Here is a 22249-nt window from a genome sequence, read left to right as displayed (position 1 = left end):
AGCCGGGCATCAACGCTCGAGCAGCCGCTCGATCTCCTGGCGCAATTGCGGGCCGAGATCGCCGCGATCGAGCGCATAGGCGATGTTCGCGGCGAGGAAGCCGATCTTCGAGCCGGTATCGTAGATGTCGCCGTCGAAGCGCACGGCATGGAAAGGCTCCAGCCGCGACAGCGCGATCATCGAATCGGTCAGCTGGATCTCGCCGCCGGCGCCCGGCTCCTGATTGGCGAGCAGGTTGAAGATCGTCGGCTGCAGGATATAGCGGCCGGTGATGTGCAGGTTCGACGGCGCGGTGCCCTTCGGCGGCTTCTCGACCATCTTGGTGATCCGGGAGACCTTGGCCTTCACATCCTCGACACCGACGATACCGTATTGATGCGTCTGGTCATCGGGAACGGGCGCGACAGCGACATGATTGCCGCCATGCCTGTTATAGGCATCCATCATCTCCGCGAGACAGCCCTTGCCATGCGTATGATGCAACATGTCCGGCAGCAGCAGCGCGAAAGGCTCGTCGTCGCCGATGATGTCGCGGGCGCACCAGACGGCGTGGCCGAGGCCGAGCGGCGCCTGCTGGCGGGTGAAGCTCGTGCCGCCGGCGGATGGCAGATCGGCCAGCAGCGCTTCCAGCTCCTTGGTCTTGCCGCGCTTGCGCAGGGTGTCGTCGAGTTCGTAGGCGAGGTCGAAATGGTCCTCGATCACCGCCTTGTTGCGGCCGGTGATGAAGACGAAATGCTCGATGCCGGCAGCGCGCGCCTCGTCGACCACATGCTGGACGACCGGCCGGTCGACGATGGTCAACATCTCCTTCGGGATAGCCTTGGTCGCGGGCAGGAAGCGGGTGCCGAGACCGGCAACGGGAAGGACGGCCTTGCGGATGCGTTTCGTCATGAAAGGTCCAATTCGCGCCTCGGCCCGGCTGGCCTGTGGCGGTATGAGTGAAAGAAGCAACCGGTGCCCGACCCCATGGAGGACGGCCGCCGCGCGCCGATAGCAGAACGAGCTTGAGAACTCGTCAACGCATTTTACGTAGAGCTGGTTCCGATCTGTTGGACTTCAGGAGATAGACCATGGCGATACTTGTCTCGGGCGGAGCCGGCTACATAGGTAGCCATATGGTGCTGGAACTGCTCGATCGTGGCGAGAAAGTCGTCGTTCTCGACAACCTCTCGACAGGTTTCTGGTGGGCCGTGCCTCCCGAAGCAATTTTCGTGCAGGGCGATATCGGCGACCAGGCCCTGCTGGAAAGTGTCATCGCAGAACATGGCATCGTCGAGATCGCACATTTCGCCGCCAAGATCGTGGTGCCGGAATCCGTGACAGATCCCCTCGGCTATTATCACAACAATACCGTGAAGACGCGCAACCTCCTGGAGAGCGCGGTGCGCGGCGGCGTCAAGCATGTGATCTTTTCCTCGACGGCGGCGGTCTATGGCGAGCCGCCGGTCTCACCCGTTCCCGAGGAGATCGCGCTCAACCCGATCAACCCCTATGGCCGCTCCAAGCTGATGAGCGAGTGGATGCTGGGCGATGTCGCGCGCGCCCATGGCTTCACCTATGTGGCGCTGCGCTATTTCAACGTCGCCGGCGCCGACCCGAAGGGCCGTTCCGGCCAATCCTCGCCCAACGCCACCCATCTGATCAAGGTTGCCGGCCAGGCGGCGCTCGGCCAGCGCGACGGGCTGACCGTGTTCGGCACCGATTATGCGACGCCCGACGGCACCTGCGTGCGCGACTACATCCATGTCACCGACCTCGCCCGCGCCCATCTGGCCGCGCTCGACCATCTGCGCAGTGGCGGAGAGAGCCTGACGCTGAACTGCGGCTATGGCCGGGGCTATTCCGTCAACGAGGTCGTCGCGGTGGTGAAGCAGGTCTCCGGCGTCGATTTCCCGGTGACCTATGCCGGCAGGCGCGCCGGCGACCCCGCCTCGCTGATCGCCCGCGCCGACCGCATCCGGGACGAACTCGGCTGGCGGCCGGAGCATGACGACCTCGAAGAGATCGTCATGCAGGCGCTCGCCTGGGAAGAGAAGCTGAAGACTCGCAACGCCACTTAGCGCGCACTCACTTTACTCGGAAACAGGCCGTCATCCCGGGCTTGACCCGGGATCCATTCCGGAGCGCTCGCGATCAATGTTCGGGCATGGATCCCGGGTCTCCGCTACGCTGCGCCCGGGATGACCCGCGTTTTCACGGAAACGCATCATGCTCTGGCGGGGGAGCCATTTCCCGTCGCCGAGGAGCGCCCAATGTGCTCCTCACGGCGAAGCCGGTTCGGCCGGCTCGTTGACCTGCAGGACCGTCATGCGCTTGACGTCTCCCGAGCGTGTCGTCCAGTCGATCGACTTGCCCGCCGCCATTCCGATCAGGGCGATGCCGATCGGCGTCATGACCGCGATCTTTCCTTGCGAAATATCGGCTTCCTGCGGCCAGACGAGCGTGACCGTGGCGACCTTGCCCGTTACCTCGTCGCGGTATTCGACCTGGCTGCCGATGCGGACATGGTCCGGCGAGCTGCGGCCTTCGGGCAGGATACGGGCGCGGTCGAGTTCGCGAGCGAGCTCGACGGCCAGCTCCGGCATCGTTGTCGATGCGCCCGCGACCATGCGGCTCAACTTCTCATGATCCTCGGAGGTAACGACGATAGCGGGGCGCGACGGCCCCTTGGTGCGCGTGCTCATGGTGATGTCTCGTGTGGTGGATGCGGCAATGCCGGGAGCCGGGGAAATGTCCCCCGAGCTGGCGCCGGCGCGGTCCGCGATAAGGTGGGTGGAATGTCCTACGCGTCGTAAGCACGCGCGCCCCGAATCTGGGCGCGTAGCGCGACAGACCCGGGGCTAGTGGCCCGCGATGAGGTTGCCCGACCGATGCAGGTCGCGACGAAATTGGAATGCGCTAGACATCCCGCCAGACTCGGCCAGCGCCGCCGCTTTGTCAAATCCGGGAGAGGTTGCGCTGCTGCCGGAATGCGGCCCCTCCCGGGTTCTTGCCAAGCGCCATCAGGTGGGCGACCACTTGTCGCAGCGCCGCTGGGTCAACTCAATCATGCCAAGAACCACGCCGGGAGCCGCCAGCCCGTTCGAAATCGGGCTGCTTTATGTGATTGGCGTCGTGCAGGGCCTGGCGCTCGTCACATTTCCAGCCGCCAGCGCGATCCTCGTCAGCCCCACCGGCTTTGCGCTGAGCAGTACGCAATATGGCGCGATGTTCATTCCGCAGGTCGTGCTCGCCATCCTGGCGTCGGCCTTCGGCTCGTCGCTCGCACGGCGACTCGGCCTGCGCGGCGTTTTGCAGTTCGGGCTGTGCGGCAACCTCGCCTCCATGGCGCTGCTTGCCGTGAGCCCCTTCCTGATCGGCTCGCCGGCAGCCTTCGTCACGCTCTGCCTCGCCACCGGCGCGCTCGGCCTGGGCTTCGGCGCGACGACCATGACGCTGAACACGCTGATCCAGGGCCTTTCCACGCCGGCCCGCCAGGATTTCGCGGTGTTGACCCTGAACGCACTGATCGGCCTTGGCACAGCGCTCGCGCCCCTGCTGATCACGCTGTTCAGCTGGCTCGGCACATGGTGGGCCCTGCCGGTCCTGATGAGCCTGTCGCTTGGCGCGATGCTGCTGGCGACGCTGCGCGCGCCGCTGGATCTGCCGGTTGGTGAGGCCAGCCACGGCGCCAGCTTGCCCGGCCGTTTCTGGATCTATGCGGCCGCGGTGCTGCTTTACGGCATTGCCGAAACCCTCAGCGGCAATTGGGCGGCGCTCTATCTCTCCACCCAGCGCAATGTCTCCGCTGAAAACGCGTCATATGCCCTCACGGCCTTCTGGATCATGCTGACGCTCGGGCGGGTCATCTTCGCCGTTCTCGCGCGAAAGCTGCCGGTCACGCTCGTTTTTGTGGGACTTCCGCTCCTGCTGGCGCTGGCCTTCCAGCTCGTTGCGCGGGCACAGGACGCAAGTGCCGGCATCGCCGCCTTCGCTCTGGTCGGCCTCGCCTGCTCGGCCATCCTGCCGCTGAGCCTGAGTTTCGCTGGCAAGGAGTTCCCGGCGCAATCGGCCGCCATGCTGGGCGCGCTGATCGCATTCTATCAGATCGGCTACGGCATCGCGGCCTTCGGCGGCGGCCCCCTGGTCGAGCGGGCCGGCCTTGCGTATTCCGCCGTCTTCTCGCTCGGCAGCCTGATTGCTCTGGCATTGGGAGCGGTGGCGTTCCTGGTGAACCGTACGCGTGCGAAGGCGCCGACAGGCTCCGACACCGCCCCTGTCCCGCAGGTTCGCCCATAGGATTGCGCTCGCTTAACCCTTGGTTAATCTTGTTCAGGCGCTCTTGGGGCATGCTTGCCTTCAGCCGTCATCCGGGGACCCTCATGCGCCTGTCCGTCATTGCCGCCGCGGCCATCTTCAACCTCGCCCCGGCCCTGGCGCAGACAACCGGCTCGATCAACGTGTCGGCCGCACGCGCCAACACCTCGACCGCCCCCGCCAATGCGTCCTTCGATGCCTTCCTGCAGCGGCTCTGGCCGCAGGCGCAGGCGCGCGGCATCTCGCGCGCGACCTTCGACCTCGCCTTTCGCGACGTCACGCCGGACGCTTCCATCATCGCACTGACGAAGAAGCAGTCCGAGTTCACCGCGCCGATCTGGGGCTATCTCAACAGCGCGGTCGGCGGCACGCGTATCCCGCGCGGACGCGATGCCGCCGCCGAGCATGCCGGCGTCTTGTCGCAGATCGAGGCCCGCTATGGCGTGCCCAAGGAGGTCGTGCTCGGCGTCTGGGGGATGGAGACCAATTACGGCTCGTTCACCGGCAACAAGGATACAATCCGCTCGCTCGCGACGCTGGCCCATATTCGCTATCGCGGCGATTTCTTCCGCGACGAACTGCTGATTGCGCTGGAATTGATTCAGAAGGGCCATGTCGAGCGCAGCGAATTGCGGGGCTCCTGGGCCGGCGCGATGGGCCACACCCAGTTCATGCCGTCGAGCTATATGAAATATGCCGTCGACTGGACCGGCGACGGCCATGCCGACATCTGGTCTTCGACCAGCGACGCGCTCGCCTCCACCGCCAATTACCTCAAGGGCTATGGCTGGGTTCCCGGCCTGCCCTGGGGCCTCGAGGTCACACTGCCGGATGGCTTCGACCACCGCCTGAACAAAGCGAGCTTCTCCTCGTTCAACGCCGCCGGCGTGCGCCGGGCCGATGGGCGCGGGCTGCCCTCGTCGGGCGAGGCTCGGCTATTCTATCCGGCCGGCCATCGCGGCCCGGTCATGCTGCTGACCGAGAATTTCGACGTCATCAAGAAATACAATTCCTCGGACGCCTATGCGCTGGCCGTCGGACATCTCGGCGATCGCATCGCCGGCCGCCCCGCCATCCAGGCCGACTGGCCGACCAAGGCCCCGCGCCTCGACAAGGCCGGCACGCAGGATGTGCAGCGCCGCCTGAAGCTGCTCGGCCTCTACAATCACGACGCCGACGGACGCATCGGCACCGGCACGCGCGAGGCGGTCAGGCAATACCAGCTGCGCAATGGCGAAATCGCCGATGGCTATCCGACGCCGGCCCTGCTGGCGAAGATGCGCGGCGGGCGCTGAGTTCCAGGCGCTGACTTGAAGGCGCTGACTTGCAGGCGCTGACTTCCCGGCACGCTCGCACTATATTCGCCTCGATATTGTCCAGCGCTGGATCGAAAATCCGATGCGTTTGCGCTCCATGGTCACGCTTCTAGGTGCCGCCTGCCTGCTCCTGTTGACGGGCGGGCCGACATCCATCGCCCAGAGCGGGCCGCCGCAGGGTGGGCGCAGTTTTTTCTCGCTGTTCTGGCAGCAACCGCAGCAACCTGTCGTCGTGCCGCAACGACCGCGCCAGCGCGTCGCCCCGGTCGTCGTACGCCCGCGCGCCTCGGCGCCCGTCATCGTCCGCGACGACCCCGTGATCCCCAAGGTCGATGTCGCCCACCATATCGTGGTGATGGGCGATTCTCTCGGCAACCTTCTCGCGGGCGGGCTCGACGACGCCCTCAACAATCGGCCCGACATCGCCGTGATCCATAAGGCGAAGCCCGATTCCGGCCTCGTCCGGACCGATTTCTACGATTGGCCCAAGGCTGTCGCCGAGCTGCTGGCCGGCGACCAGAAGATCCGCGCGGGCGTAATGCTGCTGGGGCTGAACGACCGGCAGGCGATCCGCGAGGGCGAGACCGTCCACGACCCGTTGAGCCCGCGCTGGCTCGAACTCTACCGCGGCCGGATCGACACGATCGCCAATGCCTTCGCGGCCAGGCGCATTCCGCTGATCTGGGTCGGCGCGCCGCCGGTCCAGAACCAGCGTCTGTCGGCCGATTTCGTGACCTTCAATGAGCTGTACCGCCAGCAGGTCGAGCGCGCGGGCGGCCAATATGTCGATCTCTGGGGCGCCTTCGTCGATACCGAGAACCGCTACGCCGCGATGGGGCCCGATGTCTCCGGCCAGACGATGCGGCTGCGCCTGGGCGACGGCATCCATTTCACCGCAGCGGGCGCGCGCAAGGCGGCGCATTTCGTCGACATCCTGATCCGCCGGCTGATCGAGGCCCAGCCCCAGGGCAACGTCATCGCGCTGCCGGTCTCCCCCGATACCGGCGCGCCGGTCAGTCCCGAATTGCAGGCGGGTGGCGTCGAGGCCCTGATCGACCGCATGGTCGCCGGCCTGCCGACGATCAGCCTGCCGGCCGCCTTGCAGGCCAAGCCCCTGGCAGGGCCGATCCTGCCGCTGACCGGGCAAGCGAGCGCAGGCGAGCAGGCCCTTCTGGCCTCGATCGCGGACGCTCGCGGTCGCGGCGAAGCGGCCGCCCAGCTCGACCGCATCTTCGCCGAGGGTATCGTGCCCGAGCCCAGGCCCGGCCGTCTCGACGACTATCGCTGGCCGCGGTGATTTGGCATCGCCATGACGACACTTCTCAAATTCGCTGCAGTCATGGCCCTCGGGATCGCGCTTGCAATCCTGCTTGCCTTTGCCGGAAGCTTTCTGGTTGGCAGCGCCTATGTCCTCTTCGTCAAACGCGGCGCCCTGATCAGCACAAGCGGATATCTTATTCTGCCTTGGACCCACGGACGGGACGGGCTTGCCTTCAGCGCGCTGGGGTTCGCTATAGGCGGGCTGCTTGGGATGCTGACATGGAAGCCAATCTGGATTGCCGGCAGCCGATTCCGCTAGAGCAGATCAAGCTCACACGGAAACGGCGATATCCGAGCTGGTCGCGGGCCTGAGCCCGGAACGGCGCCCGTTCACATCGGCAGGATCGTTTCACCCATCAGCTGCTTGTCGATGGCGTGGGCCGCCTGGCGGCCCTCGCGGATCGCCCAGACGACCAGCGACTGGCCCCGGCGCATGTCGCCGGCAACGAAGACCTTGTCGACGCTGGTGCGATAGTCGGTCTCGTTGGCGACGACATTGGCGCGCTTGTCGACCGCCGCCCCCGATTGTTCGATCATACCCTCGATCAGAGAACCGGCGAAGCCGATGGCGAGGAAGCAGAGATCGGCCGGCAGCGTGAACTCGGTGCCCGGGATCGGCTTGCGCTTCTCGTCGACGCGCGCGCATTTCACTCCGGTGAGGCGGCCGTTGCGGCCCTCCAGGCCCAATGTCGCCGCCTGGAACTCGCGCTCCGCCCCCTCGGCCTGCGACGAGGACGTCCGGAACTTCGTCGGCCAGTACGGCCAGACCGTGAGCTTGTCCTCGAGCTGCGGCGCCATCGGGCGGATGTCGAGCTGCGTCACCGACAGCGCGCCCTGCCGGAAGGCGGTGCCGACGCAGTCGGACGCCGTATCGCCGCCGCCGATGACCACGACATGCTTGCCGCCGGCCAGGATCGGCGTGACCTTGGCGAGGTCCTCGCCGCCGCTGCGCTTGTTCTGCTGGGTCAGATACGGCATCGCATAATGCACGCCGCCGAGATTGGTGTCGGGCAGGCCGGGATCGCGCGGCGCCTCGGCCCCGCCCGTCATCAGCACGGCATCATGCTCGGCCGCCAGCTTAGCAAACGGCACGGTGACGCCGACATTGACGTTGTAGTGAAAGGTGACGCCCTCGGCCTCCATCTGGGTCACGCGCCGGTCGATATGGCGCTTCTCCATCTTGAAGTCGGGGATGCCGTAGCGCAGCAGGCCGCCGGCCCGCGCCTCGCGCTCATAGAGATGCACGTCATGGCCGACGCGGGCGAGTTGCTGCGCCGCAGCCAGCCCCGCAGGGCCGGAGCCGATGATGGCAATGCGCTTGCCGGTGCGCGCCTTCGACGGCTCGGGCACGATCCAGCCCTGCTGCCAGCCCTTGTCGGCGATCGCCTGCTCGATCGTCTTGATCGTGACCGGCATGTTCTCGAGGTTCAGCGTGCAGGCCTCCTCGCAAGGCGCGGGGCAGATGCGGCCGGTGAACTCGGGGAAGTTGTTGGTGGAATGGAGGTTGCGCAGCGCATCCTCCCAGCCGCCGGAATAGACCAGCTCGTTCCAGTCCGGAATCTGGTTGTGCACCGGGCAGCCGGTCGGGCCATGGCAGAACGGGATGCCGCAATCCATGCAGCGCGCCGCCTGCTTCTTGATATCGCGCTCCTCCAGCGGGAGCGTGAACTCCCGGAAATGGCGAATGCGATCGCCGGCGAGCTGATACTTCTGCTCTTGCCGGTCGTATTCGAGGAAGCCCGTGACCTTGCCCATGTCATTTCTCTCGTCGTCATGCCCGGGCTAGACCCGGGCATCCCCAACCGATGGGGCGCCTGTCTTGATGGAGGTTCCCGGGTCTGCGCTAGGCTCAGATCCGGGACTGACGCGTGACTATTCTGCGGCCTGCAAGGTGCGGGCCTGTTCCATCTCGCGCAGCGCCCGGCGGTATTCCACCGGCATCACCTTGACGAATTTGGTCCGGTAATCCGCCCAATTGTCGAGGATCGTGCGCGCCCGTGCCGAACCGGTGTAATTGGCGTGGTTCGTCAGCATCTGGATCAGGCGCTCCTCGTCATGGCCGGACATGTTGGCCATGTCGATGCGGCCCTTATGTTCGAGATCGCCGCCATGATGGTGCAGCCGCTCCATCAGGTCCTCTTCCTCCTCGACCGGTTCGAGATCGACCATGGAGAGGTTGCAGCGCGCCTTGAACGTGCCGTCCTCGTCGAGGACATAGGCGATGCCGCCCGACATGCCCGCCGCGAAGTTGCGGCCCGTGGGGCCGATGACCGCGACGAGGCCGCCGGTCATGTATTCGCAGCCATGGTCGCCCGTGCCCTCGACCACCGCGATCGCGCCGGAATTGCGCACCGCGAACCGCTCGCCGGCAACGCCGCGGAAATAGGCCTCGCCCGCGATCGCACCGTAAAGCACGGTGTTGCCGACGATGATCGAACGCTCGGGAACGGCCTTGGAGGCGGGGTCGGGCTTGACGATCAGTTTGCCGCCCGAGAGGCCCTTGCCGACATAGTCATTGGCCTGGCCGGTCAGCTCGACGGTGATGCCCGCCGCGAGGAAGGCCGCGAAGCTCTGGCCCGACGTGCCCTTGAGCTTCACCGTGATGGTGTCCTCAGGCAAACCGGCATGGCCGTGAGCCTTGGCGACGACGCCAGACAGCATCGCGCCGACGCTGCGGTCGACATTGCAGATCTTGCGCTCGATCACGACCGGCGCGCCGGTGTCGACCGCAGTCTGCGCCTCCGCGATCAGCCCCCGATCGAGCACGTCGTCGATCGGATGCTTCTGCAGCTCGACATGGCGGATCGCCACATTGGGCATGTCGACCTTGTGGAAGAGCCGGGTGAAATCGAGCCCCTTGGCCTTCCAGTGTTCGATCGCATCGCGCTTGTCGAGCAGGTCGGAGCGACCAACGACCTCGTCGAGATGGGTGAAGCCCATCTCGGCCAGGATCTGGCGCACATCCTCCGCGACGAAGAAGAAGTAGTTGATGACGTGCTCGGGCAGGCCCTTGAAGCGCTTGCGCAGCACCGGATCCTGCGTCGCGACGCCGACCGGGCAGGTATTGAGATGGCACTTGCGCATCATGATGCAGCCGGCCGCGATCAGCGGCGCGGTCGAGAAGCCGAACTCGTCGGCGCCCAGAAGCGCTCCGATGATGACGTCGCGCCCGGTGCGCAACCCGCCATCGACCTGCAGCGCGACGCGGCCGCGCAGCTTGTTGAGGACTAGCGTCTGCTGGGTCTCGGCAAGGCCGATCTCCCAGGGCGAGCCGGCATGTTTCAGCGAGGTCAGCGGGCTCGCGCCCGTTCCACCCTCGAAGCCGGAGATGGTGATGTGGTCGGCGCGCGACTTGGCGACGCCGGCCGCAACCGTCCCGACCCCGATCTCGGAGACGAGCTTGACCGAGACATCGGCCGCCGGGTTGACGTTCTTCAGGTCGAAGATCAACTGGGCCAGATCCTCGATCGAGTAGATGTCGTGATGCGGCGGCGGCGAGATCAGGCCGACACCCGGCGTCGAATGCCGGACCTTGGCGATCTTGGCATCGACCTTGTGGCCGGGCAGCTGGCCGCCTTCTCCGGGCTTGGCGCCCTGCGCGACCTTGATCTGCATCACATCGGCATTGGCGAGATATTCGGCGGTGACGCCGAAGCGGCCGGACGCGACCTGCTTGATCGCCGAACGCTTCGAACGGCCATCCGCCATCGGCTTGAAGCGGATCGCCTCCTCGCCGCCCTCGCCGGTGTTGGACTTGCCGCCGATCGCGTTCATCGCGATCGCCATCGTCTCATGCGCCTCGCGCGAGATGGAGCCGAAGGACATGGCGCCGGTGGCGAAGCGCTTGACGATATCGGCGGCAGGCTCGACGCTTTCCAGCGGCACCGGCTGGCGGCCTGCCTCGCTGGCGAGCGTGAGCTTGAACATCCCGCGAATGGTGGTCAGGCGCTGTGCCTCGTCGTTGACGAGCCTGGCGAAGTCCTCGTAGCGGTCGCGCGCGTTCAGCCGCACCGCATGCTGCAGCGAGGCGACGACATCGGGCGACCAGACATGGTCCTCGCCCCGGATGCGATAGGCATATTCGCCACCGATATCGAGCGAGTTGCGGTAGACCGGCGCATCGCCGAAGGCGTCGCGATGACGGCGGACCGTCTCCTCGGCGATCTCGCCCAGACCGACGCCCTCGATGGCGGTGCCGGTTCCGAAGAAATAGCGCTCGACGAAATCGCTCTTCAGGCCGACCGCATCGAAGATCTGCGCGCCGCAATAGGACTGGTAGGTCGAGATGCCCATCTTGGACATGACCTTGAGCACGCCCTTGCCGACCGACTTGATGTAGCGCGTGACCACCTCGCGAGCGTCGACCTCCTCGGGGAAGGCACCGTCCGCATGCATGCCCAGCAGGGTGTCGAAGGCGAGATAGGGGTTGATCGCCTCCGCGCCATAGCCGGCGAGGCAGCAGAAATGATGGATCTCGCGCGGCTCGCCGCTCTCGACGACGAGTCCGACCGAGGTGCGCTGGCCCTTGCGGATCAGATGGTGGTGCACGGCAGCGGTCGCGAGCAGCGCCGGGATCGGGATGCGGTCGGGCCCGACCAGGCGGTCGGACAGGATGATGATGTTGTAGCCGCCATGGACCGCAGCCTCCGCACGTTCGCAGAGCCGCTCCAGCGCTTCCGTCATCCCGGCCGCGCCATCGCGCGCCGGATAGGTGAAGTCGATCGTCTTGGTGTCGAAGCGATCCTCGTAATGGCCGATGCAGCGGATCTTTTCGAGATCGTCATTGGTCAGGATCGGCTGGCGCACTTCGAGCCGCTTGCGGCGCGAGGTGCCCTCGAGATCGAGGATATTGGGACGCGGGCCGATGAAGGAGAGCAGGCTCATCACCAGCTCCTCGCGGATCGGGTCGATCGGCGGGTTCGTCACCTGCGCGAAGTTCTGCTTGAAATAGGTGTAGAGCAGCTTCGACTTCGACGAGAGCGCCGAGATCGGCGTGTCCGTCCCCATCGAGCCTACGGCTTCCTGCCCGGTCACCGCCATCGGCGACATCAGGATGCGCGTGTCCTCCTGCGTGTAGCCGAAGGCCTGCTGGCGATCGAGCAGGGCGACGTCCATGCGCTGCGCCCGCGCCTCGACCGGCGGCAGGTCTTCCAGCACGATCTGGGTGCGCTTCAGCCAGTCCTTGTAGGGGTTGGCCAGGCACAGCGAGGTCTTGATCTCGTCATCGCCGATGATGCGGCCCTGTTCGAGGTCGATCAGCAGCATCTTGCCCGGCTGCAGCCGCCACTTCTCGACGATGCTCTCCTCCGGGATCGGCAGCACGCCGAATTCGGAAGCCAGCACGACGAGTCCGTCATCGGTGACGAGATAGCGCGCAGGGCGCAGGCCGTTGCGGTCGAGCGTCGCGCCGATCTGCTTGCCGTCTGTGAAGGCGATCGCGGCCGGCCCGTCCCAGGGCTCCATCAGCGCCGCGTGATATTCGTAGAAGGCGCGCCGCTCCTCATCCATCAGCGGATTACCGGCCCAGGCCTCGGGCACCAGCATCATCATGGCATGGGCCAGCGAATATCCGCCCTGCACCAGGAATTCGAGCGCGTTGTCGAAACAGGCCGTGTCGGACTGGCCCTCATAGGAGATCGGCCAGAGCTTCGAGATGTCGGCGCCGAAGAGCTCGGAATCGACGCTGGCCTGGCGGGCCGCCATCCAGTTGACGTTGCCGCGCAGCGTGTTGATCTCACCGTTATGGGCGACCATCCGGTAGGGATGGGCGAGGCGCCAGGACGGGAAGGTGTTGGTGGCGAAGCGCTGGTGCACGAGGGCAAGCGCACTCTCGAAGCGCGGATCGGTCAGATCCTTGAAATAGGAGCCGAGCTGCGTGACCAGAACCATGCCCTTGTAGACGATGGTGCGGGCCGACATCGACACCGGGTAATAGGTCGCGGTTGCCCGGTCCTGGCGCTTGTAGACCTTGTTGGAGACGGCCTTGCGCAGGACATAGACCTTGCGCTCGAAATCCTCCTCCTCAGTGATCTCCGCCGGACGCCCGACGAAAAGCTGCCGGTGCACCGGCTCGCTCTCCTTCACGGCCTCGCCGAGGTCGGAGCCATCGACCGGCACATCGCGCCAGCCGAGGAAGATCAGCCCCTCCTCCGTCACAGCCTGCGAAACGATGTCCTCGCAGACGGCGCGGTCCTCCGCTTGCTGCGGCATGAAGAACTGGCCGATGGCGTAGTGGCCAAGCTCGGGCAGATCGATGCCGAGCGCCGCGCATTCCTCCTGGAAGAAGCGATGCGGGATCTGGGTGAGGATGCCGCAGCCGTCGCCGAGCTTGGGATTGGCCCCGACCGCGCCGCGATGGTCGATATTGCGCAGGATCTGCAGGCCCTGCTCGACAATGGCGTGGCTCTTGCGGTTCTTCATGTCGGCGATGAAGCCGACGCCGCAGGAATCCTTCTCCATCGAGGGATCATACAATCCCTGGCGTTCCGGCATGGCCGGGTCGCGCACGGCAGGGAAACGCTCGAAGCTTTCCACGCTCTTCGCGTTGACACCGCTCGACTTGCTGGTTCCGCTCATCGTCAAACCCCGCTTGCCAATGCCCGCCAGCTTGCGCCGTCGGGCAGACCTTCAGCCCACACCATCCTTCGCCGCGCCGGTCCCGCTACCGACCATCCGGCGGCAGCAAGGAAGGGGCCAACACGGGCCGCTCTTGTCTCTCAGAGGCTTGCTTGCGCTGTTTTCGTCGCGCCCGCGTCCTCCGCAGGCGCTGGGGCTCGTCGCCCGGTCGCGCCTGTCTTATGCCGTCGCTTTGCGAGCGGCGCGTTTACGCGTGGCTTTGGCGTGATCTGCCCTGCCTCTCGTCATAGCTCCGCTCCGTTGCGATGGCGCGACCTCAGCCTATGCAGGCATTTGGTCGGCGCGGTGAAAAATGGGACAGCAACACTGTCCTATTGAGACGAATTTGCCAGAATTCTAATGTCCGCACAAGCGCCGATTTCATGCCTCCGTGAAATCTTATTGCTATATCGCATCTAAATCGGACACATCCGAAACGAAAGCCGGACTCAGGCAGCACGCTTCTTGTTTTTCGGCATAGGGGGCAAACCTTGTTAAGCGTGGTCTGCAGAGCCCCCGTTCGCGCCCTGCGCTTGGCATCGTACACGCCCGCAACTATCGCTAGGGCATGAACTTCATCAGCGACAATACCGCCGGCGCGAGCCCCCAGGTGATGGCTGCGATCGCCGCGGCAAATGACGGTGCGGCTTCCGCCTATGGGACCGACAGCTGGACGCAAGGCGTCGAGCGTCGCTTCGCGGAGATCTTCGAGCACGAGGTCGCGGTCTTCCTTGTCGCCAGCGGCACCGCGGCAAATGCGCTGGCTCTGGCCAGCATCACGCGACCATGGGGCGCCGTGCTGACCCATGAGGAAAGCCATGTCGCCGACGACGAGTGCGGCGCGCCCGAATTCTTCAGCGACGGCGCCAAGCTGATCGGCCTGCCCGGCACGGGCAACAAGCTCCAGCCCGAAACCGTGACGCAGGCTCTCGCCCGCTTGCGCGAAGGCGCGCTGCATCAGGTCCAGCCGCAGGCGCTCTCGATCACGCAGGCGACCGAATGCGGGCTGATCTATACGCCAGCCGAGATCAGCGCCCTGAAGCAGGCTGCCGCGCCCCGCGGCCTGAAGCTCCATATGGACGGCGCGCGCTTCGCCAACGCGTTGGTGACGCTCGGCTGCTCGCCGGCCGAGATCACCTGGAAGGCGGGCGTCGACGTGCTGTCATTCGGTGGCACCAAGAACGGCGCCTGGGCGGCCGAGGCCGTGATTTTCTTCGATCCGGACGCCGCCGCCGAGATGAAGTGGCGTCGCAAGCGCGCCGGCCAGACGCTCTCGAAGGGCCGCCTGATCGGCGCCCAGTTCGAGGGCCTGCTGGCGGATGGGCACTGGCTCGACCTTGCCCGCCACGCCAACGGGATGGCCAGGAGGCTGGCCGAAGCCGTCGCTGGAAGCAACGCCGTCCGGCTCGCCTGGCCAAGCCAGGCCAATGAGGTCTTTCTGATCCTGACGCCCGCCATGCAGCAGACGCTCAAGGCGGCGGGCGTGAGCTACATCACCTGGTCCGACCGCGCCCTGGCGGCGGAAAACCGGCTTGCGGATGGCGAAATCGTCGGCCGCTTCGTCATGTCCTTTGCCACGCGGGCCGAGCAGGTCGAGCGACTGATTGCGGCCCTCGGCGACTGAGCCGCTGGATTCCACCCCGATTTCAGCCGCACGCATGCCGTATTCCCTAAGGAAGACTGAACGCCTGAATCAGCTCCGAGAGGATCATGACATGGCAATTCGTTCGACCGCGCCGACACGCATCGCACTGATGGGTCTGGCGGTGGCCGGCGCACTGGCGGGAACGGCTGGGGCAGCGTCCGCTCAATATTATCTCTACGAAGGCGAGGAGTATGGCGGCGGCTACGGTTACGGCTACCGCTATATGGCGCCGCGGCCACCCGCCCCGATCCCGCCGCGTTCGATCGGCCGGATCGCGGCCCGCGAATTCGGACTGGCCCAGGTCGACCGGATGGTCCGCGCCGGCTCATCCTATGTCGTCGACGGTCAAACCGCCAATGGCCGGCGCACCCGGCTGATCTTCGACGCCTATAGCGGCGACCTGATGGATACCATCCCGCTGCAGCCCTCCCGTCGCGCGGCTCCCGATGTCGCCCGCGCCGATCCGCGTGAAAGCGAGCGCCCGGCCCGCCCCCGCCTGATTCCGCAGCCCCCGGAACGCCCGGCCGCGCTGAAGCCTCCGGGCCGGGCGAGCGCGCCCGCGACGGTCGTGCCGCCCTCGCCCGCCGCCCCGCCACGCGCCGCCGAACCGGAGAAGCCGAAGCCCAGCGAGCAGGCGCCAGCATCCGCGAGCGCGCCGGCTACCGTTGTGCCGCCTTCCCCCGCCGCGCCGCCGCAAGCAGCCGAGCCGGAAAAGCCCGAGCCCGCCGAGCAGGCACCAGCCTCTGCGAGCGCGCCGGCTACCGTTGTGCCGCCCTCACCGGCAGCGCCGCCCCACATAGCCGAGCCGGACAAGCCGAAACCCGCGGACCAGCCCCCGGCATCCGCCAGCGCTCCGGCCACGGTCGTGCCGCCTGCACCTGCCACGCCGCCCGCGCCAACACCGGGCGCCGTCGTTCCCGACACCGGCGCAGACAAGCCCAGGCTCGTGAACCCCGCCGATGTGCGCGGCAGCGACGAGGCCGAACGCAAGCCGCCATTGGCAGCCGCGCCTTCCGTCGAGACGCCGCAAGCCCATCCTCCGGTCCAGACGCCGGATGCAACGCCCTCGCAGCCCCGGTCGGAAACGCCGATGGCACCGGCCGTCCCGCTGAACTGAGGCGGCGACGGCCAGATATCTCGCAATGAAAAAGGGCGTCCCCGGCAACCGGGGACGCCCCATTCATGTCAGGCCATCATTGACTTCAGGCCATCATTTACGTCAGGCCATGCTGCCGGCTGGATTACGCGGCCTTGGCGGTCTCGACCTTGGCCTCGAGCACCTTGGCCTTGCTGCCGCCGATCGCGATCTGGCGGGGCTTCTTGGCCTCGGGAATCTCGCGGACGAGATCGATATGGAGCAAGCCGTTCTCAAGGCTCGCGCCGGTCACCTGCACGTAATCGGCAAGCTGGAAGCGACGCTCGAAAGCGCGCGCGGCGATGCCCTGATGCAGGACTTCGCGCTTCTCGACGCCATCGGCGGCCTGCTTGTCGCCCCTAACGGTCAGCGCGTTCTCCTTGCTCTCGATGGCAAGGTCGTTCTCACCGAAACCGGCGACCGCAATGGTGATGCGGTAGGCGTTCTCGGCGGTGCGCTCGATATTATAGGGCGGATAGGTCGGGGTGGCTTCGTTGCTGCCGGCCTGGTCGAGCAGCGAGAACAGGCGGTCGAAGCCGACGGTCGAGCGATAGAGCGGTGAAAGATCGAAATGACGCATGGTTGTCCTCCAAAGGAAGCGACATGTGGTCAGCCCGCCTCACCATGAGCGCGGGCCTTTTTCAGCTTCGCGCAGCCGGTTCCGGCCTGCGCAACACTGAGTTGGGAAGATGTTTTCGGCTTTTCAAGAGGAGGCAACGGCAGGCATAAACATCCTGCAGCACATTCGCTTGCAGCTGGGCGCGGCCGGAAACGGGCGCGCTGATTCGAAAGCGCACAATGGCCAAGCCTAAAAACTCAGAGCCTGATGTCGCCGAGCCCGAAATGGTAGAGGCCGAACTCTTTGCCCTCCCCGAATATCCTGTTCCGGGACATGGCAAGGTCTGGTTCGCGACGACCCAGGACGGCGCGCGCCTGCGCTTTGCGAGCTGGCGACCGACGGTCAAGCCGGCGCGCGGCACCATCGTCCTCGTGCAGGGCCGCGCCGAGTTCATCGAGCGGTTCAGCGAAACGATTGCCGAATTGCGCCGCCGGGGCTTCCATGTCCTGACCTTCGATTGGCGCGGCCAGGGCGGCTCGCAGCGCTTCACCCAACGGGGGCGCAAGGGCCATGTCGGCCGCCTGCGGCATTACGAGCATGATCTCGCTCTGGTAATGGCGCAGATGCGCGCGCTGCCCGAACCTTATTTCGTGCTCGCGCATTCGATGGGGGCGGCGCTCTGCCTCGATGCCGCACGGCGCGGCGAGCTTCCGGTCTCGCGGCTGGTGGCGCTGGCGCCGATGCTGGGACTCACCATGATCGAGCGGCCCGGCCTCGCCAACCGGTTGGCGAGCCTGATGTTCTGGCTCGGCCTGGGCAAGGCCTTCGTTCCCGGCGGCGGCGACACCGCGATCGCGACGAAGCCCTTCGAGGGCAATCGCCTGACCGCAGACCCGGTCCGCTATGCCCGCAACAGCGCGCTCTCCGCGCAGGCCCGCCATCTCAGCATCGGCGACCCCACGATCGCCTGGGTTCGCACGGCCTTCAGGCTGATGGCGCGGCTGAACGCCCCCTCGGCCGCGCTGGACGTGCATGTGCCGACGCTTGTGATCGCCGCCGGCCGCGACCCGGTGGTCTCGACCCCGGCGATCGAGCGTTTCGCGGCGCGTCTCAAGACCGGCTCCGCGCTGGTGCTGCCCACCGCCCGTCACGAGATCCTGATGGAGACCGACGATATCCGGGCCCAGTTCTGGGCGGCTTTCGACGCCTTCATTCCCGGCGAGGATCAGGGCGCTGGCAATTCAGCCCGCGAGCAGCTCGAGGGCGGCCTGATGCAGCGTCTTGCTGGCGGCCGCGATGATCCGGCCTCCGCCGGCGGCGCTGCCGCCATCCCATGAGGTGATGACGCCCCCGGCGCCCTCGACGATCGGGATCAGGGCGACGATGTCGTAGGGCTTCAACCCGCTCTCGATCACCAGATCGACATGGCCTGCCGCCAGCATGCAGTAGGCGTAGCAGTCGCAGCCATAGCGAGACAGCCGGACCTTGCTCTCGACCCGGCCATAGGCTTGCGCCTCCTCGCCCTTGAACAGGGTTGGCGACGTCGTCATCAGCGTGGCGCCGCCGAGGTCGCCGACCTGGCGCGTGCGGAGCTTTTTCGCACCGCCCGGCCCTTCATACCGCGCCTCGCGCCCGTCGCCGGAATAGCGCTCCTGGGTGAAGGGCTGGTGCATCATGCCGTAGACCGGCACGCCGTCGCGCATCAGCCCGATCAGCGTGCCCCAGACCGGGATGCCCGAGATGAAGGCGCGGGTGCCGTCGATAGGATCGAGCACCCAGACATATTCGGCATTGGTGTTCTCGCTGCCGAACTCCTCGCCGAGTACCCCATGGGCCGGAAAGCTGCGCTTGATCAGATGGCGCATCACGTTTTCGCCCGCACGGTCGCCCTCCGTCACCGGGTCGAACACGCCGCCCTGCGATTTATCCTCGGTGGCATGATGCGCACGGAAGAAAGGCAGGATTGCCTGGCCGGACTGCGTCGCCAGTTCCGCGACGAAGGCGCCAAAATCCACTGCGCTCATAAAGTGCCCCCAAAATGTTGCTACGCAGCATTCCACTGCGAATCCCGCCCGTCGGATGATCCCTGATGAGCCCGGTCTTGCGAGAAAACAAGGAAAACGACGCGAAATACGGCGCCCGCTCTGCACACAGCGCATGCCCCATAAGATTAACGCGGAATCGGCTTGCTTTTTTGCGTCGCACCGTCATATTGTGCACTGCGAAGGGGCGATCACCTCAAGCCTTCGTTTGCCCTCCTTGGGCGTTTCCTCCCTAGACTTGGGCCGCCACGCAAGTGCGCGGCCCTTTTTTTCGTTGCCACGGCAACTTGTCGACGTTTTCCTGCAATGTTTGCAGCGGGCGCAGCCTACTCCGCCGCCTCCCGCCATTCGTCGAGCCAGCCGCTCCAGCGCGCGAAGCAGTCGGCCATCGCCGATGCGATCGCCTGCTCCAGCCCCTCGAAACCGGGATGCGGCTCGAGCGTCGTCTCGTTCATATAGAGCGCGCGATTAATCTCGATCTGCAGGGCATGCACGCCTGACCCCGGCGCGCCGTAATGCTCGGTGATGAAGCCGCCCGCATAGGGCCGGTTGCGGGTCACGCTGAGGCCAAGGCGGGTGAAGGCCTGCTCGGCAATATCGATGACATGGGCGCCGGCACTGGTGCCGAATCGATCCCCCAGGATGATATCGGACTTGGCGAGGCCATCCCTGTCGAGCCCCGCCGATGGCATCGAATGGGCATCGACCAGAATACAGGTGCCGAAAGCGCCCTGCGTGCGCTGAACCAGCCCGCGCAGCCCGCTATGATAGGGCCGGTAGAGCGTGTCGATCCGGGCCAGCCCCTCCTCGACCGGGATGCGGCCGAAATAGATCTCATGCGCATCGCCGACGATTCGCGGAATGGTGCCGAGACCGCCGGCCACCCGCATCGAGCGCGTATTGGCGAAGGGCGGCAGCCTGCCCTCGAACATGCGCGGATCGAGCTCGTAAGGCTCGCGGTTCACATCGAGAAAGGCGCGCGGAAACTCGGCCACCAGCAGCGGCGCGCCCAGCGCGACGCTGCGGGCAAACAGCCGATCGACATAAGCATCCTCCGAGCGGCGCAGCGAGCGCAGCGGCAGGCGCGAACGCTCGACGAAAGCACGCGGATAACGCCGGCCGGCATGGGGCACGTCGACGACAACAGGCACGACCTGCAGCGCCGGCTGATACAGGCTGAAGGGCCGCTCGATCTCGGCGACCACATCTTCGAGGCCGGGCGGAAACGGGGTGGATGAGAAAGTCATGCGCGAGGACTGAAGCACACAAAGCCGGCCGGTTGAAGCGTTGTCGGCGCATGCAGACGATCGGCCGGGGATTCACACGTTGTTTACCATAGTGATGCCTTATAGAAGGACATGGTTCCAACTGCGCGGATGGGCCGATAACCCTGCCTCACGCGGGGCCCGGAAACGGCGCGGGCACCAGACGGATTAGGAAGGACGAAGCTTCGCCTGCCGGCGGGGCTCATCCTTGAGACAGGCCTTACGGGACAGAAAAAAGCAGGCCCATGACTAAGATACTTCTCGCCGAAGACGACAACGACATGCGCCGTTTCCTGGTCAAGGCCTTGCAGAACGCGGGCTACGACGTGGCCTCCTTCGACAACGGGCTCTCGGCCTATAACCGTTTGCGCGAAGAGCCCTTCGAGCTCCTGCTGACCGACATCGTCATGCCGGAGATGGACGGCATCGAGCTGGCGCGCCGCGCAACCGAACTCGACCCCGACATCAAGGTGATGTTCATCACCGGCTTCGCCGCGGTCGCGCTCAATCCGGATTCGCAGACCCCGAAGGACGCCAAGGTGCTCTCGAAGCCCTTCCATCTGCGCGAATTGGTCAGCGAAGTGGAGAAGCTGCTGGCCGCCTGACGCTTTCTTCCGAAAGCGTCTTGCAAGGCTCTGCACGAGCCGCTATAGCCGCCTCCTCGCAACACGGTAGCCGCCTCAGGGCAGCCACCTGTTCCGGTTGCCGCGACGGATACACGGCAGACGGGCGCGTAGCTCAGCGGGAGAGCACTACGTTGACATCGTAGGGGTCACAGGTTCGATCCCTGTCGCGCCCACCATATGAAGCCCTTGAAATACAGGGACAAAAGGCCGCCTCGAAAGGGCGGCCTTTTTGCTTTGCGGAACGCCGACCCCAACCACCCCGAGCAATATGGACGCGCGCCCGATTGCGCTGCCTCGGCGCAAGCGATTCGCCTCTGCCGCCCGCAGCCCAGGACTTTCGTCGCCGAAGCCCCCGCAGGATGTTGGCTTGGGAGTTGCTTCGCACCTCGACGCGCAGGCAGGCGCCCCGCCTTCGCGAAACTGACATCGAACGCAGGCTATCAGGCCACCATTCCTGGAGTGTCCCATGCGTGCCGACCACAGAGTGCGAATCCATACGGACGATGACCATGAGCGCGTGACGCATCGCGTCGACGAACTCGCCAATGCCGCGCCGGGATCACGCGAGGAGGCCGAACTGATGGCCCTGCTCGACGCGCTCGAGCGCTGGGACGCCCATCGCGACGATTGGTCCGGCTGGTTCTGAAGCAACGCGACAGTCGCAACGCGTTCGGACGTTCCGATCAGGATCGAAACGTCGCCAACGCAGACATCGCCGGGTGAGATCAGACACGTCCCGCAGCCTATCGCGGGATACTGAAACAGACATTCTACGTAGCCGCGAAAGCGGATATTGGATGCGCCTCGGTATCGCCCAGAGGCGGCAGCCATCTTTTGGCCTTCTACCTGACATAGGTGGACGCTGAACTGCTCGGCCAGACCAAAGAGATGGTGGCTAGAGCCTCCCATTCTCTCCTGTCTTGTTGAGTAATTAATGCGTCATCTTGTCTTGGCCGCGCTTGTTGCGGCCTGTGTCCCGGCTGTTGCACGGGCCAACGTTCCCCTGGAAAAAATCTCCTTCCAACCGCAGGTCAAAGGGCTGGGCTGCCTGAAGCCCGCGACCCTCGCGATGATCAAGGAACTGGTCGCGAAAATCGGTCCGATCCAGATCACATCGACCTGTGGCGGCCGCCATGCCCGCCACTCCCAGCACTATGGCGGCAACGCCGTGGACTTCAGGCCGCTTGCCACCTCGCCGCGTAAGGCTGTGGCTGCGGCCAAGGCGCTGGAGAGCACCGGCGGCGTCGGCTCCTATCCCAACGGGGTCGTTCATGCCGATGTCGGCCAGCGTGAAGCCTCCTGGTACGGCCACAGGCGAGTAAGGTCCCAATACGCTTCTCTTTCGCGGCGTGGCCGCTGAGGCGCACGCGAACCCGTAACACCAACGGCCTTTGAGGCTCCCTGTCGTCATTGCGAGCGCAGCGAAGCAA

Annotated in this window: 18 protein-coding genes and 1 tRNA gene; 12 read left to right on the top strand and 7 right to left on the bottom strand. The window is 65.7% G+C overall.

Going from position 1 to position 22249, the window contains the following annotated elements:
* Window positions 1-9: 9 nt before the first annotated feature.
* The gene (locus C4S73_RS15450; RefSeq protein ID WP_103873411.1) at window positions 10-891 is read right to left on the bottom strand and encodes a UTP--glucose-1-phosphate uridylyltransferase; all 882 of its coding nucleotides are present in this window, start codon (window positions 889-891) and stop codon (window positions 10-12) included.
* Between the two features lie 179 nt (window positions 892-1070).
* On the opposite strand from C4S73_RS15450, the gene galE reads away from it, so the two are divergent.
* Window positions 1071-2060, top strand: coding sequence for a UDP-glucose 4-epimerase GalE (galE, locus tag C4S73_RS15445; protein WP_103873410.1), 990 nt, complete (start codon window positions 1071-1073; stop codon window positions 2058-2060).
* A gap of 201 nt (window positions 2061-2261) precedes the next feature.
* Here galE and rnk read toward each other — a convergent pair whose 3' ends face one another.
* Window positions 2262-2684 carry a nucleoside diphosphate kinase regulator gene (rnk, locus tag C4S73_RS15440; protein ID WP_103873409.1) on the bottom strand — a complete coding sequence of 141 codons (423 nt, stop codon included), beginning with the start codon at window positions 2682-2684 and terminating at the stop codon, window positions 2262-2264.
* A 364-nt stretch (window positions 2685-3048) separates the two neighbouring features.
* Here rnk and C4S73_RS15435 point away from each other — a divergent pair, with 364 nt between their 5' ends.
* From C4S73_RS15435 to C4S73_RS15420, 4 genes are all read left to right on the top strand, one after another.
* The gene (locus C4S73_RS15435; protein WP_103873610.1) at window positions 3049-4278 is read left to right on the top strand and encodes an MFS transporter; all 1230 of its coding nucleotides are present in this window, start codon (window positions 3049-3051) and stop codon (window positions 4276-4278) included.
* Between the two features lie 83 nt (window positions 4279-4361).
* Entirely contained in the window at window positions 4362-5591 is a 1230-nt protein-coding gene (locus C4S73_RS15430; RefSeq protein WP_103873609.1) for a lytic murein transglycosylase, read from the top strand.
* A 103-nt stretch (window positions 5592-5694) separates the two neighbouring features.
* Entirely contained in the window at window positions 5695-6909 is a 1215-nt protein-coding gene (locus C4S73_RS15425) for an SGNH/GDSL hydrolase family protein (protein WP_103873408.1), read from the top strand.
* 12 nt (window positions 6910-6921) lie between these two features.
* Window positions 6922-7191: a hypothetical protein gene (locus C4S73_RS15420; RefSeq protein ID WP_103873407.1), complete on the top strand. Its 270-nt coding sequence runs from the start codon at window positions 6922-6924 to the stop codon at window positions 7189-7191.
* 71 nt (window positions 7192-7262) lie between these two features.
* Here the strand turns inward: C4S73_RS15420 and C4S73_RS15415 are convergent, their stop codons facing one another.
* Both C4S73_RS15415 and gltB read right to left on the bottom strand, forming a co-directional pair.
* A complete protein-coding gene (locus C4S73_RS15415; protein ID WP_103873406.1) occupies window positions 7263-8687 on the bottom strand; it encodes a glutamate synthase subunit beta in 1425 nt (474 codons plus the stop codon).
* 117 nt (window positions 8688-8804) lie between these two features.
* Window positions 8805-13508, bottom strand: coding sequence for a glutamate synthase large subunit (gene gltB / locus C4S73_RS15410; RefSeq protein WP_103873405.1), 4704 nt, complete (start codon window positions 13506-13508; stop codon window positions 8805-8807).
* Between the two features lie 607 nt (window positions 13509-14115).
* Here gltB and C4S73_RS15405 point away from each other — a divergent pair.
* Window positions 14116-15171 (top strand): threonine aldolase family protein, encoded by a 1056-nt coding sequence (locus tag C4S73_RS15405; RefSeq protein ID WP_103873404.1) that lies wholly within the window; start codon window positions 14116-14118, stop codon window positions 15169-15171.
* A gap of 91 nt (window positions 15172-15262) precedes the next feature.
* Entirely contained in the window at window positions 15263-16309 is a 1047-nt protein-coding gene (locus C4S73_RS28255; RefSeq protein ID WP_160115792.1) for a hypothetical protein, read from the top strand.
* 124 nt (window positions 16310-16433) lie between these two features.
* On the opposite strand, the gene C4S73_RS15390 is transcribed toward C4S73_RS28255, so the two are convergent.
* Window positions 16434-16907, bottom strand: coding sequence for an Hsp20 family protein (locus tag C4S73_RS15390; RefSeq protein ID WP_103873402.1), 474 nt, complete (start codon window positions 16905-16907; stop codon window positions 16434-16436).
* 218 nt (window positions 16908-17125) lie between these two features.
* Here C4S73_RS15390 and C4S73_RS15385 point away from each other — a divergent pair, with 218 nt between their 5' ends.
* Entirely contained in the window at window positions 17126-18223 is a 1098-nt protein-coding gene (locus C4S73_RS15385) for an alpha/beta hydrolase (RefSeq protein ID WP_103873401.1), read from the top strand.
* On the opposite strand, the gene hisN is transcribed toward C4S73_RS15385, so the two are convergent.
* Together hisN and C4S73_RS15375 are read right to left on the bottom strand one after the other, a co-directional pair.
* Window positions 18128-18910 (bottom strand): histidinol-phosphatase, encoded by a 783-nt coding sequence (gene hisN, locus C4S73_RS15380; protein ID WP_103873400.1) that lies wholly within the window; start codon window positions 18908-18910, stop codon window positions 18128-18130. The two genes, C4S73_RS15385 and hisN, sit on opposite strands and share 96 nt — an antisense overlap.
* A 344-nt stretch (window positions 18911-19254) precedes the next feature.
* Window positions 19255-20175 carry an N-formylglutamate amidohydrolase gene (locus C4S73_RS15375; RefSeq protein ID WP_103873399.1) on the bottom strand — a complete coding sequence of 307 codons (921 nt, stop codon included), beginning with the start codon at window positions 20173-20175 and terminating at the stop codon, window positions 19255-19257.
* A 263-nt stretch (window positions 20176-20438) separates the two neighbouring features.
* On the opposite strand from C4S73_RS15375, the gene cpdR reads away from it, so the two are divergent.
* From cpdR to C4S73_RS15355, 4 genes are all read left to right on the top strand, one after another.
* Entirely contained in the window at window positions 20439-20798 is a 360-nt protein-coding gene (gene cpdR / locus C4S73_RS15370) for a cell cycle two-component system response regulator CpdR (RefSeq protein WP_054143348.1), read from the top strand.
* A gap of 122 nt (window positions 20799-20920) precedes the next feature.
* Window positions 20921-20995 (top strand) — tRNA-Val (locus C4S73_RS15365).
* 290 nt (window positions 20996-21285) lie between these two features.
* On the top strand, window positions 21286-21465 hold the full coding sequence (locus C4S73_RS15360) for a hypothetical protein (protein ID WP_103873398.1): 180 nt from the start codon (window positions 21286-21288) through the stop codon (window positions 21463-21465).
* 303 nt (window positions 21466-21768) lie between these two features.
* Window positions 21769-22179, top strand: coding sequence for a DUF882 domain-containing protein (locus tag C4S73_RS15355; RefSeq protein WP_160115791.1), 411 nt, complete (start codon window positions 21769-21771; stop codon window positions 22177-22179).
* Window positions 22180-22249 lie beyond the last annotated feature (70 nt).

The sequence above is a fragment of the Allobosea lathyri genome, from assembly GCF_900108245.1.
Lineage (GTDB): Bacteria > Pseudomonadota > Alphaproteobacteria > Rhizobiales > Beijerinckiaceae > Allobosea > Allobosea lathyri.
Note: the sequence above shows the minus strand (reverse complement) of the source record. Positions and strands in the feature narration are given on the sequence as shown.

Excerpts from the sequence above, each read along its gene's own strand:
- C4S73_RS15450 (WP_103873411.1), bottom strand. The coding sequence starts at position 891 with ATGACGAAACGCATCCGCAAGGCCGTCCTTCCCGTTGCCGGTCTCGGC.
- galE (WP_103873410.1), top strand. The coding sequence starts at position 1,071 with ATGGCGATACTTGTCTCGGGCGGAGCCGGCTACATAGGTAGCCATATG.
- rnk (WP_103873409.1), bottom strand. The coding sequence starts at position 2,684 with ATGAGCACGCGCACCAAGGGGCCGTCGCGCCCCGCTATCGTCGTTACC.
- C4S73_RS15435 (WP_103873610.1), top strand. The coding sequence starts at position 3,049 with ATGCCAAGAACCACGCCGGGAGCCGCCAGCCCGTTCGAAATCGGGCTG.
- C4S73_RS15430 (WP_103873609.1), top strand. The coding sequence starts at position 4,362 with ATGCGCCTGTCCGTCATTGCCGCCGCGGCCATCTTCAACCTCGCCCCG.
- C4S73_RS15425 (WP_103873408.1), top strand. The coding sequence starts at position 5,695 with ATGCGTTTGCGCTCCATGGTCACGCTTCTAGGTGCCGCCTGCCTGCTC.
- C4S73_RS15420 (WP_103873407.1), top strand. The coding sequence starts at position 6,922 with ATGACGACACTTCTCAAATTCGCTGCAGTCATGGCCCTCGGGATCGCG.
- C4S73_RS15415 (WP_103873406.1), bottom strand. The coding sequence starts at position 8,687 with ATGGGCAAGGTCACGGGCTTCCTCGAATACGACCGGCAAGAGCAGAAG.
- gltB (WP_103873405.1), bottom strand. The coding sequence starts at position 13,508 with ATGAGCGGAACCAGCAAGTCGAGCGGTGTCAACGCGAAGAGCGTGGAA.
- C4S73_RS15405 (WP_103873404.1), top strand. The coding sequence starts at position 14,116 with ATGAACTTCATCAGCGACAATACCGCCGGCGCGAGCCCCCAGGTGATG.
- C4S73_RS28255 (WP_160115792.1), top strand. The coding sequence starts at position 15,263 with ATGGCAATTCGTTCGACCGCGCCGACACGCATCGCACTGATGGGTCTG.
- C4S73_RS15390 (WP_103873402.1), bottom strand. The coding sequence starts at position 16,907 with ATGCGTCATTTCGATCTTTCACCGCTCTATCGCTCGACCGTCGGCTTC.
- C4S73_RS15385 (WP_103873401.1), top strand. The coding sequence starts at position 17,126 with ATGGCCAAGCCTAAAAACTCAGAGCCTGATGTCGCCGAGCCCGAAATG.
- hisN (WP_103873400.1), bottom strand. The coding sequence starts at position 18,910 with ATGAGCGCAGTGGATTTTGGCGCCTTCGTCGCGGAACTGGCGACGCAG.
- C4S73_RS15375 (WP_103873399.1), bottom strand. The coding sequence starts at position 20,175 with ATGACTTTCTCATCCACCCCGTTTCCGCCCGGCCTCGAAGATGTGGTC.
- cpdR (WP_054143348.1), top strand. The coding sequence starts at position 20,439 with ATGACTAAGATACTTCTCGCCGAAGACGACAACGACATGCGCCGTTTC.
- C4S73_RS15360 (WP_103873398.1), top strand. The coding sequence starts at position 21,286 with ATGCGTGCCGACCACAGAGTGCGAATCCATACGGACGATGACCATGAG.